Origin of the sequence: Aeromonas sp. s3 (assembly GCF_040907805.1) — a bacterium.
Taxonomy (GTDB): domain Bacteria; phylum Pseudomonadota; class Gammaproteobacteria; order Enterobacterales; family Aeromonadaceae; genus Aeromonas; species Aeromonas dhakensis.
Genome location: NZ_JBFOCQ010000034.1, coordinates 139,559 through 152,626 on the forward strand (window position 1 = coordinate 139,559; position 13,068 = coordinate 152,626).

A 13,068-nucleotide genomic window follows, 5' to 3' on the forward strand; every position below is an offset into this window, starting at 1 on the left:
CCGATGCTGAATCGGGCCCTAACATGCGCAAAGATTGACCAGCTGCTGACAGCGAAACAAACAAAAGCCCCGGCACGGGCCGGGGCTTGGAGTCAATACGGACGCGCCCTGTCGGCGCCTCCCCTTATACCGCTTGCTGCAGGATCACCGCATCGGCCTTCTTGGTGTAGGAGGCGATCTCGTTGAAGTTGAGGTAGCGATAGGTGTCAGCGGCAGTGGCATCCAGCGACTTGGCATACTGCAGGTACTCGGCCACGGTCGGGATCTTGCCGAGGATGGCGGCAACCGCAGCCAGTTCGGCAGAAGCCAGATAGACGTTGGCACCCTTGCCCAGACGGTTCGGGAAGTTGCGGGTGGAGGTGGAAACCACGGAGGCCCCTTCCGCTACCCGCGCCTGGTTGCCCATGCAGAGGGAGCAGCCCGGGATCTCGATGCGGGCACCGACCCGGCCGAAGATGCCGTAGTAGCCCTCTTCGGTCAGCTGATCCTTATCCATCTTGGTGGGCGGAGCGATCCACATGCGGGTCGGCAGTTCGCCCTGGTACTTCTCGAGCAGTTTGCCGGCGGCGCGGAAGTGGCCGATGTTGGTCATGCAGGAACCGATGAACACCTCGTCGATCTGGTCGCCGGCCACGCTGCTCAGCAGGCGGGCATCGTCCGGATCGTTCGGCGCACACAGGATGGGCTCCTTGATGGTGGCCAGATCGATCTCGATGATCTCGGCGTACTCGGCGTCCTTGTCCGCTTCCATCAGCACCGGGTTGGCCAGCCACTCTTCCATCCCCTTGATGCGGCGGGTAATGGTGCGCACGTCGCCGTAGCCTTCGGAGAGCATCCATTTCAGCATCACGATGTTGGACTTCAGATACTCGATGATCGGCTCTTTATCCAGCTTGATGGTGCAACCGGCGGCGGAGCGCTCGGCGCTGGCGTCCGCCAGCTCGAAGGCTTGCTCTACCTTCAGGGTCGGCAGACCTTCGATCTCGAGGATGCGGCCGGAGAAGATGTTCTTCTTGCCTGCTTTCTCGACGGTCAGCAGCCCTTTCTGGATGGCGGCATACGGGATGGCATGGACCAGGTCACGCAGGGTGATGCCCGGCTGCAGCTCGCCCTTGAAGCGCACCAGCACGGATTCCGGCATGTCCAGCGGCATCACGCCGGTGGCGGCGGCGAAGGCCACCAGGCCAGAGCCCGCCGGGAAGGAGATGCCGATGGGGAAACGGGTGTGGGAGTCACCACCGGTACCCACGGTATCCGGCAGCAGCATGCGGTTCAGCCAGGAGTGGATGACGCCGTCACCCGGACGCAGAGAGACACCGCCGCGGTTCATGATGAAGTCCGGCAGGGTGTGGTGGGTCTGCACGTCGATGGGCTTGGGATAAGCCGCGGTGTGGCAGAAGGACTGCATGGTCAGGTCGGCGGAGAAGCCGAGGCAGGCCAGGTCTTTCAGCTCATCGCGGGTCATCGGGCCCGTGGTGTCCTGGGAGCCGACCGTGGTCATCTTGGGTTCGCAGTAGGTGCCCGGGCGGATGCCCTTCACGCCGCACGCCTTGCCCACCATCTTCTGGGCCAGGGTGAAGCCCTTGCCGGTGTCGGCGACAGGCTGCGGACGACGGAACACGGTGGAGAACGGCAGACCCAGCGCCTCGCGGGCCTTGTCGGTCAGGCCGCGGCCGATGATCAGCGGAATACGGCCACCGGCGCGCACTTCGTCGATCAGCACGTCGGTCTTCAGTTCAAACTGGGCCAGCACCTGGTCGGTGCCGTGCTTGCAGATCTTGCCCTGGTACGGGTAGATGTCGATCACATCGCCCATTTCCAGCTTGGAGACATCCACTTCGATGGGCAGGGCGCCGGCATCCTCCATGGTGTTGAAGAAGATGGGGGCAATCTTGCCACCGAGGCAAACGCCGCCGGCGCGCTTGTTCGGCACGAACGGAATGTCGTCGCCCATGAACCAGAGCACCGAGTTGGTGGCGGATTTACGGGAAGAGCCGGTACCGACCACGTCACCCACGTAAGCCAGCGGGAAACCTTTCTCTTTCAGGGCATCGATGGTCTTGATGGGGCCGATGACGCCATCCTTGTCCGGGGTGATGCCGGGACGGGCGTTCTTCAGCATGGCCAGGGCGTGCAGCGGAATGTCCGGGCGGGACCAGGCGTCCGGCGCCGGTGACAGATCGTCGGTGTTGGTTTCGCCGGTCACCTTGAACACGGTGACGGTGATCTTCTCGGCCAATTCGGGGCGGGAGAGGAACCACTCGGCGTCGGCCCAGGATTGCATCACCTGCTTGGCGTGGGCATTGCCGGCCTTGGCCTTCTCTTCCACGTCGTGGAAGGAGTCGAACATCAGCAGGGTGTGGGAGAGGCCCTTGGCGGCAAGAGGAGCCAGGGTCGCGTCGTCCAGCAGGTCGATCAGCGGCTGAATGTTGTAACCACCCTGCATGGTACCGAGCAGCTCGACGGCTTCGGCAGCGGTGAGGATGGGAGAGTGGGCTTCGCCCTTGGCAACGGCGGTGAGGAAACCGGCTTTGACATAGGCCGCTTCATCAACGCCTGGGGGGATACGGGAGGACAACAGCTCTTTCAGAAAGTCTTGTTCACCGGCGGGCGGGTTCTTGAGCAGTTCAACCAGGGCGGCGACCTGCTCTGCGTCCAGAGGTTTGGCAACCACGCCTTCGGCGGCACGTTCTGCGACGTGTTTACGGTATGTTTCAAGCACGACTAATTCCTCTTTGGTCTTTTTTTGGGGTTCGCCCACGCTCGCGGCGATCGTCCTTGCGGGACACCCGTAGGGTGCCCCCCACTATATAAGTTTTAACGACTAATTAAAATCCAAAGCCTGTACAGATATTCATCAAAACGACATAACCATCTAAACTTGCTGATGTTTTACAAGTGGATAAATGGCACACCAGAAATAAGTTAACAAAAAGGCATCATTTTCCCGTTATTCGAACGTGCTGCCCAATTGCAGATAGAACATGTCGTTGCCCCCCTCCGCCATGCCGTAGCCGAGGAAGATGGGGCCGAGGAAGCTCTCCACCCCGACGTAGACGGAGCCGGCGGTGAAAGAGCTCTCCACGCTGATATCCCTGCCGCTGTTCCACACCCCACCCTGCTCGATGGAGCCCCCCAGATAGAGTGGGGCCCGCAGCGCGCCGAAGTCGTTGTCAGCCACCCGGTAGATGTAGCGCAGCCCGCCAAACAGGCTGTAGCGGCCGCTCAGCTGGTAGCGCTGGAAGCCGGACATGCGGAACAGTCCGCCCAGATCCTGCACGAACAGCGGGTACTCCTCCTGGGAAGTGGAGCCCCCTCCCTCCAGCAGCAGGTTGAGGCTGTGTCTGTCCCAGGACCAGGGCTTGATCATCGCCAGGTGGTAGTTGACCCCCTCGTAGCGATCATTGATGTCACTGCTGTCATCCAGCCGGACGGCGGAGTAACCCCCCTTGATGTCCCAGTAGGCGCCCTGATAGGGGAAGTAGCGGCTGTCGAGGGTGTCGTGCTCGAAGCGGATATAGGGGCCCCAGGAGGAGGCATCCACCTTGGCATCCGCCACGTTGCGAATGTCTATATCCCCCATTTTTCCCTCCAGCCCGAGCGAGAGACGGCTCCAGGGCTGACGATTCCAGCCCACCGCCAGATCGACGCTGGTGAAGCTGTATTCGGAATCGACATAGCTCACCCCATCGGCCGCCCGCGTCTCCTCGGGCATGAAGATGCGGCGCTGGGTCTTGTCATAGGCCAGGCTCGCCTCGCCGAAGAAAGTCTGGGAGGGCTCCAGCGGGGTGTAGAAGTCGGTCTTGAAGTGCTTGGCGGTACCGAGCGATGCCTCGGTCAGCCACTCGCCCCCCCAGTCGTTGACGTTGGTGAGGGTGTAGGACATGCCCACGTTGTAGTTGGAGCTGCTCTCGAAGTCATCGGAGAAGCCGAACTGGAAGTTGAGGTAGCCCGGCCCCCAGTTCTTCTCGCTGGCGTCGACCACCAGCACGTTCTCGCCACCCCGCTCCACCACCTCGTAGGTAATGCGATCGAACGACTCCAGCGCATAGAGCCGGCGAATGCCCGCCTCCAGGCTCTCGTTGGTCTGGATCTTGTCGGGGCGCACTTTCAGCATGGCGCGCACCGTCTCGTCGGAAAGACGGGACTTGTTGATGATCTCCACCTTGTCGATGTAGTAGGCGGGCTGGCCGCTGCGCTCGGCACGCCGGCTCAACTTCTGGTTGCGATAGGCGGCATAGGCGGCCGGCGAGAGGGAGAGCTTGTCGAGCCGGGCCGAGGCGCGGTTGGCCACCTCCTCCCCGAGCTTGATCCCCTCCGGCATCAGGGCGAAGTCGGCAATGCCCATGTTGCCGAACTCGGGCGTCAGCAGAATGTCGTCTGGCCCCATCAACGCCTTCTGTTTCTCGGTGCCGACCTGGGTCATGTAGGTGGTGAGCTGGTCGATCATGGCGAGCCCCGATTTCAGAGACTCGCGGGTGCGCAGCCTGGCGCTGATGTCCACCGCGATCACCACGTCGGCCCCCATCGCCTTGGCCACGTCCACCGGCATGTTGTTGACGGTGCCGCCATCGGCCAGGATGTGCCCCTCCCACTCCACCGGTTTGAGGGCGCCGGGAATGGACATGGAGGCCTGCATCGCCTTGGCCAGGCTGCCGTGGTCCAGCACGAAGGGGGTCACCGTCTCCATGTCGGTGGCCATGGCGCGGTAGGGAATGGGCAGATCGTTGAAGCTCTTCTGTACCGGCAGGTTGGAGGTGGCGTGGCGCAGCAGGCTGGCCATGGACTGGCCCTGGAAGAAGCCGTCGGGGAACTGGACCGAGTCGCCGTTGATGCCGATGTCGGTGCGCAGCTGGTACTGTTCGCTCTGCTGCTTCTTGCGCAGGGAGAGTTCGTCGCGCCCGACCTTGTCCTGATAGCCCTTGTTCCAGTCGATGGCCAGGGTGGTGCGCTCCACCTCTTCGGCGCTGAGCCCCATGGCGTACATGCCCGCCACGTAGGAGCCCATGCTGGTGCCCACTATGATGTCGACCGGGATGCGCTTCTGCTCCAGCACCTTGAGGATGCCGATGTGGGCCGACCCTTTGGCGCCGCCGCCGCTGAGTACCAGGGCAATTTTGGGCCGTTCGGGCTGGGCCGCCGCCATCAGCGGCAGACAGGCCAGCAAAATCAGGAACAGTGGGTTCCATCCTCGACGAAAGATGCGCATATGATTTTCCATTGAATCCAGGGCGAGCCAGCTAGGCAGTGAAGCCTACTATAAGGTGCGCAAAGCGAACCGCAACAGTTGGCAGGGGTTATCGATGCGCATTCCGACGCAGGCGGGTACGGCCCAGCCAGGCAGCGATGTGAGCGCAAACGTAATCCATCAATAAAGTGGGCCGGCCTATCAAGGGTGGCGCCGGGCTGCCGCTAATATGTGCTCAATCCCGCGTTCATCCATCCGAGTCACTCTTATGCTTGCAAGCCTGACACTCAAACAGAAAATCCTGGCCACGGTCACCCTCGCCGTGGTGCTCTCCTGCCTGCTGGTAGGCTACTTCAGCCAGCGCTCGGCCCAGCAACTGATCGAAACCCGCATGTTCGAGCAGGAGCTGCCCAACCTGACCCAGCGCATCGGCAAGGAGATCGAGAAGGATCTCACCTCGGTCGCCGGTGCCGCCAGGCAACTGGCCAACGATCGCTTCGTGCTGGACTGGGTCGAGCGCGGCATGCCCAAGGAGCAGGAGTCCATCCTCATCAACCAGCTCAAGGACATGACGAGCCAGTATGGTCTGGTCACCGCCTCCTTCGCCGATCGCCAGAGCGCCGCCTACTACAACCAGGATGGCTTCCTGCGCAACCTCACCCCGGAGCAGGACGCCTGGTTCTACGGCTACACCAAGAGCCAGCAGGACCTGATGCTCAGCATCTTTCGCGAGAGCAACGGCGAGGTGAAGCTGTTCGTCAACTTCCAGCAACTCAATGGCCGCGGCCTCGCCGGTCTCGCCAAGTCCCTCGACAGCATGGTCAGCATGCTCGCCAACTTCCGCATCGGTGACAGCGGCTTCGTGTTCATGACCGATGGCAGCGGCAAGGTGAAGCTGCACCCCGACGCCAGCCGCATCGACCGGGACAGCCTGACCCAGCTGGCAAGCGGCAGCGGCAACCTGCTGGCCAAGCAACCCTTTGCCGCCACCCACGCCGAGGTGGATGGTCAGCCGGTGGTGCTGGCCAGCAGCTACATCCCCCTACTCGACTGGTACCTGGTGGCCCAGGTGCCAGAAGCGGAGATCTATGCCGAACTGGACCGCGCCCGTCTGCACATCCTGCTGGTAAGCCTGGCCATCGCCGCCGGCATGGGCCTGCTCGGCATGCTGCTGGCCGGCTCGGTGAGCCGCCCGCTCAACCAGCTGGCCCACCTGTTCCGCGAACTCGGCAGCGGCGACGGCGATTTGACCCAGCGCCTCAAGGTGGAAGGGCGGGATGAACTGGCCCAGGTGGCCACCGGCTTCAACAACTTCGTCGCCAAGATCCACGGCTCCATCGAGCAGGTGGCCGACAACTCCCGCCAGCTCGCCGCCACTGCCAACGAGGTAGCCGCCAAGGCCCAGCTCACCCAGCACAACTGCACCGCCCAGCGGGATCGCACCGTGCAGGTGGCCACCGCCATCCACGAGATGGGGGCCACCGTGAGTGAAATCGCCGGCAATGCCTCGCTGGCGGCTGACGTGGCCAAGCAGGCCAACGAGCAGGCCGATGCAGGGGCCGTGGTGGTGGCTCAGGCCCGTCATGGCATCGTCGGCCTCTCCGGCGAGATTGAAGGAGTGGCCGGGGTCATCGAGTCGTTGGCCAGCCAGACCGACTCCATCGGCAGCATCCTCGACACCATTCGCAGCATCTCGGAGCAGACCAACCTGCTGGCGCTCAACGCCGCCATCGAGGCGGCCCGTGCCGGTGAGCAGGGCCGCGGCTTCGCCGTGGTGGCCGACGAGGTGCGCAACCTCGCCAGCCGCTCCGCCGCCTCCACCGCCGAGATCCAGGGCATGATCAACCGGCTGCAGGAGCAGAGCGCCCGCGCCGTCAGCGCCATGGCCCAGGGCCGCAACCAGAGCCTGGAAGTGGTCACCCAGGCCGATGCCGCCAACGGCGCTCTCGGCCAGATCACCGCCCACATCACCCAGATCAGCGACATGAACATCCAGGTTGCCACCGCCACCGAGGAGCAGTCCAGCGTGGTGGGCGAGATCAATCGCAACGTAGAGGACATCAACCAGCTCACCATGGAGACCGCCGACATCGCCCACCAGCTGACCGAGTCGAGCCGCAGCCTGCAGCACCTCTCCGGCGAGCTGGACAAGCTGGTCGGCAACTTCCGACTTTGAGGCTTTTGACATCACAAGGGGCGCATGGCGCCCCTTTTTGTTGGCCGTTTGTTAACAAAGGCTCAAGTTGGCGCCAGATCCGTCGATTTATACTGTGATAATTCACATCGTCATGATCAGCGAGGAGAGCCCATGCTAGAGGGTAAACTGACAATCAAGAGCCAGTTGATACTGGCTGTCGCCGTGCCCTGTCTGGCGCTGCTGCTGGTGGGCGCCGCCAGCCTTCGCAGCATGGGCGCTATCGAACGACAGGCCACCGAGCTCTACGAGAACACCGCCACCCCGATGCGGGCCATGGCAGAGGTAGTGTCGCGCATCCCCCGCATGCGGGTGGGGCTCGACATGATGCTGCTGCAAGAAACCTCGCTCAAGGATGAAAAAGGGGTGTTGACCCGGGTCAAGGAGACACGGGAAGAGGACATCCCCGAGATGCGCCAGGCCATGCAGCTAGCGGTCAACGCCCAGGTCGATCCTGCCGCGCGGCAAAATGCCCAGCAGCTGTTCGAACAATTCGAGGCGATGGAAAAGAGTGAGTTGCAGCCCATGCTGGCCGCCATGGAACAGGGTGACATGGAGAGCGCACGGCGCATCTACAAGGAGCGCTACGCGGTGACCTACGGCACCATGCGCAAGAGTGCCAATACCCAGCTCGACGAACTGATGAAGCTGGCCCAGCAGCGTCACGCCATCAGTCAGCAGAGCTTCGCACGGGGCGAAAGCCAGATGCTCGCCATCATAGGAGGCGCACTCGTCATCTGCCTGCTGGTCTCCTTTCTGGTACTGCGTGGCCTGCGCAATCGCGTCAGCTTCCTGCAACAGTACATTGGCTATGCCGCCGAACACCTGGCGCTGGATTCCCGTGCCCAGCTGAAGGGCAATGACGAGCTGGCGGAGATCACGGTGAGCTTCAATCACTTCGTCAGCAAGATCCACAGCGCCATCGAGCAGGTAGCCCGCAACTCCCATCAACTGGCCGCCACCGCCGACGAGGTGGCCGCCAAGGCCCAGCTCACCCAGCACAACTGCACCGCCCAGCGGGATCGCACCGTGCAGGTAGCCACCGCCATCCACGAGATGGGGGCTACCGTGAGTGAAATCGCCGGCAATGCCTCGCTGGCGGCTGACGTGGCCAAGCAGGCCAACGAGCAAGCCGACGCCGGCGCCGTGGTGGTGGCCCAGGCCCGTCACGGCATCGTCGGCCTCTCCGGCGAGATTGAAGGGGTGGCCGGGGTCATCGAGTCGCTGGCCAGCCAGACCGACTCCATCGGCAGCATCCTCGACACCATCCGCAGCATCTCGGAGCAGACCAACCTGCTGGCGCTCAACGCCGCCATCGAGGCCGCTCGCGCCGGTGAGCAGGGCCGCGGCTTCGCGGTGGTGGCCGACGAGGTGCGCAACCTCGCCAGCCGCTCCGCCGCCTCCACAGCCGAGATCCAGGGTATGATCAACCGGCTGCAGGAGCAGAGCGCCCGCGCCGTCAGCGCCATGGCCCAGGGTCGCAACCAGAGCCTGGAAGTGGTCTCCCAGGCCGATGCGGCCAACGGCGCCCTCGGCCAGATCACCGCCCACATCACCCAGATCAGCGACATGAACATCCAGGTCGCCACCGCCACCGAGGAGCAATCCAGCGTGGTGGGCGAGATCAACCGCAACGTGGAGGACATCAACCAGCTCACCATGGAGACCGCCGACATCGCCCACCAGCTCACCGAGTCGAGCCGCAGCCTGCAGCACCTCTCCGGCGAGCTGGACAAGCTGGTCGGCAACTTCCGGCTGTAGCTTTTGGCGCTCACTTCATCACCCGACAGAAGGCGCTGCGGCGCCCTCTGTCGCCACCACGGCAAGTCGTGACGCAGGCGCTTTTACGCCGCCTCCACCGGCTTCTGAAAATGCCCCATAATCAGGAAAATGAGAGGAGGAGTTATGGGCAAGCTGGTAGTGATGATAGTGCTGGGGGGGCTGCTCAGCGCCTGCAGCAGCGGACCGGTACGGGTGCACAGTGCCGATGTGAGCGTCGATGATGCCCGGATCCGGGTCAGCGATGGCAGCAGGGACGGTTACGGCACCTTCTGCCCGCCCGGTCAGGCCAAGAAGGGGCGCTGCTGACAACCGGCCTCCTGCCGCTGAAAAACAAAAAGCCGCTCGATTGAGCGGCTTTTTCATGGGGCGGGAAGAGAATTACTTCTTCTTCTTGGCCTTGGCGTTCGGCAGGTCGGTGATGGAGCCTTCGAACACTTCGGCAGCCAGACCCACGGACTCGTGCAGAGTCGGGTGAGCGTGGATGGTCAGCGCGATGTCTTCGGCGTCGGCACCCATCTCGATGGCCAGACCGATTTCACCCAGCAGTTCACCACCGTTGGTACCCACGATAGCACCACCGATGACGCGGCCGCTCTCCTTGTCGAAGATCAGCTTGGTCATGCCGTCGGAGCAGTCGGACGCGATGGCGCGACCGGAAGCAGCCCACGGGAAGGTGGCGACTTCGAAGTTCAGGCCCTGTTGCTTGGCTTCTTTCTCGGTCAGACCCACCCAGGCCATCTCCGGCTCGGTGTAGGCGATGGACGGGATCACTTTCGGATCGAAGTAGTGCTTCTTGCCGGCGATGACTTCGGCCGCCACGTGGCCTTCGTGCACCCCCTTGTGCGCCAGCATCGGCTGACCGACGATGTCGCCGATGGCGTGGATGTGCGCCACGTTGGTACGCAGCTGCTTGTCCACCTCGATGAAACCGCGCTCGGTCACAGCAACGCCGGCCTTCTCGGCATCCAGCATCTTGCCGTTCGGCACGCGACCTACGGCAACCAGCACGTTGTCGTAACGAACCGGCTCGGCCGGGGCGTGCTTGCCTTCGTAGGAGACGTACAGGCCGTCTTCACGAGCTTCAACTGCGGTGACCTTGGTCTCCAGCATGATGTTGAATTTCTTGGCAACGCGCTTGGTGTAGATCTTGACGATGTCTTTGTCGGCAGCCGGTACCAGCTGGTCGGCAAATTCCACCACGTCGATCTCGGAACCCAGGGAGGAGTACACGGTACCCATCTCCAGACCGATGATGCCGCCACCGATGACCAGCAGTTTGCCCGGAACGGTAGTCAGTTCCAGCGCATCGGTAGAGTCCCATACACGGGGGTCGTCATGGGGGATGAACGGCAGCTTCACCGGACGGGAACCGGCAGCGATGATGGCGTTGTCGAAGGTGACGGTGGTCTTGCCGTCGGCGCCTTCCACTTCCAGGGTGTTCGGGCCGGTGAACTTGCCGAAGCCGTTCACAACCTGGACTTTACGCATCTTGGCCATGCCAGCAAGACCGCCGGTCAGCTGGTTGATGACCTTCTCTTTCCACAGACGCACTTTGTCGATGTCGGTCTGCGGGGCACCGAAGACGATGCCGTGCTCGGCCAGCGCCTTGGCTTCTTCAATGACTTTGGCGACGTGCAGCAGCGCCTTGGACGGGATGCAGCCCACGTTCAGGCAGACGCCCCCCAGGGTGGAGTAACGCTCGACGATAATGGTATCCAGACCCAAGTCAGCCGCACGGAAGGCAGCGGAATAACCGGCAGGGCCAGCACCCAGTACTACGACCTGGGTTTTGATTTCTTTACTCATCATGACCTCTTTGTCGTTCTTATATCCCCGGACAGCGCAGTCTTAAGCCAGGACAAGGCGGCTGCAGCCGTGAAAAAAACGGGGCAAGTTTACAATCCTGTTAACGAAATGAGAAGTAAAAAGGGCAGGCTCTGGGCCCGCCCTCTCACTTACAGGACCAGTCGACGGATGTCGGACAGTACGCCGTTCATGGTGGTGATGAAGCGAGCTCCATCGGCACCATCGATGACGCGGTGGTCGTAGCTCAGGGCCAGCGGCAGCATCAGACGTGGCGCGAACTCTTTGCCGTTCCACTTCGGCTTCATCTCGGACTTGGAGACGCCCAGGATGGCCACTTCAGGCGCGTTGACGATCGGGGTAAAGCTGGTACCGCCGATGCCACCCAGGCTGGAGATGGTGAAGCAACCGCCCTGCATGTCGGCAGCGGTCAGCTTGCCGGCACGGGCCTTCTTGGAGATCTCGGCCAGATCGCGAGACAGCTCCATGATGCCCTTCTTGTTGACGTCACGCACCACGGGCACAACCAGACCGTTGGGGGTATCCACCGCCACACCGATGTGGATGTACTTCTTCATGATCAGCTTGCTGCCATCTTCGGACAGGGAGCTGCAGAAGCGCGGGTGAGCTTCCAGCGCCTTGGCGGCGGCTTTCAGGATGAACACCAGCGGGGTGATCTTCACGTCTGCCTTCTGCTTCTCGAGCATCGCGTTCTGCTCTTTGCGGAACGCTTCCAGCTCGGTGGTATCGGCTTCGTCGAACTGGGTGACATGGGGGATCATGACCCAGTTGCGGTGCAGGTTAGGACCGGAGATCTTCTGGATGCGGGTCAGATCGACCTCTTCCACATCACCGAACTTGCTGAAATCGACCTTCGGCCACGCCAGCACACTCATGCCGTTGCCGTTACCAGTGCCTTGACCTGCAGCCGGAGCGGACTCGGCGCGCTTGACCGCATCCTTCACGTAGGCCTGCACGTCTTCTTTGACGATGCGGCCCTTGCGACCGGAGGCTTTCACCTTGGCCAGGTTGACACCGAACTCGCGAGCCAGACGGCGTACCGCCGGAGAGGCGTGTACATAGGCATCGTTAGCAACGAAGTCGGAGGCGGCAGCAGCCTGGGCAACCGGCGCAGGAGCAGCGGCAGCCGGAGCGGCAGCAACAGGTGCAGCGGCAGGAGCCGGAGCAGCCACGGCAGCCGGAGCGGCACCAGCCACTTCGAATACCATGATCAGGGAACCGGTGGAGACTTTGTCACCCGCCTTCACCTTGATCTCCTTGACCACACCGGCGAACGGCGCAGGCACTTCCATGGAGGCCTTGTCACCTTCCACGGCGATCAGGGACTGGTCGGCTTCAACCTTGTCACCCACGGCGACCATGATCTCGGTAACTTCGACTTCGTCGCCACCAATATCCGGTACATTGACCTCTTTGGCAGCGGCGGCAACCGGGGCAGCAGCCACGGGAGCGGCAGCCTGGGCCGGTGCAGCAGCAACGGCAGGAGCGGCGCCAGCCACTTCGAACACCATCACCAGGGAGCCGGTAGAGACCTTGGCGCCAGCGGCAACCTTGATCTCGACCACGCGGCCCGCGAACGGTGCCGGCACTTCCATGGAGGCCTTGTCACCTTCCACGGCTATGATGGACTGGTCGGCTTCAACCATGTCGCCCACGGCAACCATGATCTCGGTCACGTCCACTTCGTCGTCACCGATGTCCGGCACGTGCACGTCTTTGCGAGCGGCAGCAGCAGGAGCGGCGGCCGGTGCGGCTGCAACCGGTACAGCGGCCTGGGCCGGCGCAGGTGCGGCAGCACCCTCGGCTTCGAAGATCATGATCTGGGAACCGGTGGCAACCTTGTCGCCCACCTTGATCAGGATCTCTTTGACGATGCCGGCGGACGGGGCCGGGACTTCCATGGAGGCCTTGTCGCCTTCTACCGCGATGATGGACTGATCGAGTTCGACCTTGTCACCCACGGCCACCATGATCTCGGTGACTTCAACTTCATCGGCGCCGATATCCGGCACCATAATCTGTTTGGACATTGTGCTTTATCCTCTTGCGTGCATCCGCGTGACCGACTGCTGTCACGCGT

General features: G+C 62.7%; 7 protein-coding genes. 3 read left to right on the forward strand and 4 right to left on the reverse strand.

Annotated features, from left to right (window positions below; all coding sequences use genetic code 11):
- Nucleotides 1–124: 124 nt before the first annotated feature.
- Both acnB and AB5Y98_RS21445 read right to left on the reverse strand, forming a co-directional pair.
- Complete coding sequence (gene acnB / locus AB5Y98_RS21440) at nucleotides 125–2,722, reverse strand: bifunctional aconitate hydratase 2/2-methylisocitrate dehydratase (protein WP_005305603.1); 2,598 nt, start codon at nucleotides 2,720–2,722, stop codon at nucleotides 125–127.
- A gap of 228 nt (nucleotides 2,723–2,950) precedes the next feature.
- The gene (locus AB5Y98_RS21445) at nucleotides 2,951–5,209 is read right to left on the reverse strand and encodes a patatin-like phospholipase family protein (protein WP_139725684.1); all 2,259 of its coding nucleotides are present in this window, start codon (nucleotides 5,207–5,209) and stop codon (nucleotides 2,951–2,953) included.
- A 247-nt stretch (nucleotides 5,210–5,456) separates the two neighbouring features.
- On the opposite strand from AB5Y98_RS21445, the gene AB5Y98_RS21450 reads away from it, so the two are divergent.
- From AB5Y98_RS21450 to AB5Y98_RS21460, 3 genes are all read left to right on the forward strand, one after another.
- Nucleotides 5,457–7,364, forward strand: a complete 1,908-nt coding sequence (locus tag AB5Y98_RS21450; RefSeq protein ID WP_258118539.1) for a methyl-accepting chemotaxis protein — start codon at nucleotides 5,457–5,459, stop codon at nucleotides 7,362–7,364.
- A 132-nt stretch (nucleotides 7,365–7,496) separates the two neighbouring features.
- Complete coding sequence (locus AB5Y98_RS21455; protein WP_368232898.1) at nucleotides 7,497–9,143, forward strand: methyl-accepting chemotaxis protein; 1,647 nt, start codon at nucleotides 7,497–7,499, stop codon at nucleotides 9,141–9,143.
- Between the two features lie 144 nt (nucleotides 9,144–9,287).
- Nucleotides 9,288–9,470: a hypothetical protein gene (locus tag AB5Y98_RS21460; protein WP_005305619.1), complete on the forward strand. Its 183-nt coding sequence runs from the start codon at nucleotides 9,288–9,290 to the stop codon at nucleotides 9,468–9,470.
- A gap of 72 nt (nucleotides 9,471–9,542) precedes the next feature.
- Here the strand turns inward: AB5Y98_RS21460 and lpdA are convergent, their stop codons facing one another.
- Both lpdA and aceF read right to left on the reverse strand, forming a co-directional pair.
- On the reverse strand, nucleotides 9,543–10,970 hold the full coding sequence (gene lpdA / locus AB5Y98_RS21465; RefSeq protein WP_005305622.1) for a dihydrolipoyl dehydrogenase: 1,428 nt from the start codon (nucleotides 10,968–10,970) through the stop codon (nucleotides 9,543–9,545).
- A 149-nt stretch (nucleotides 10,971–11,119) separates the two neighbouring features.
- Complete coding sequence (gene aceF / locus AB5Y98_RS21470) at nucleotides 11,120–13,018, reverse strand: pyruvate dehydrogenase complex dihydrolipoyllysine-residue acetyltransferase (RefSeq protein WP_368232900.1); 1,899 nt, start codon at nucleotides 13,016–13,018, stop codon at nucleotides 11,120–11,122.
- Nucleotides 13,019–13,068: the final 50 nt, after the last annotated feature.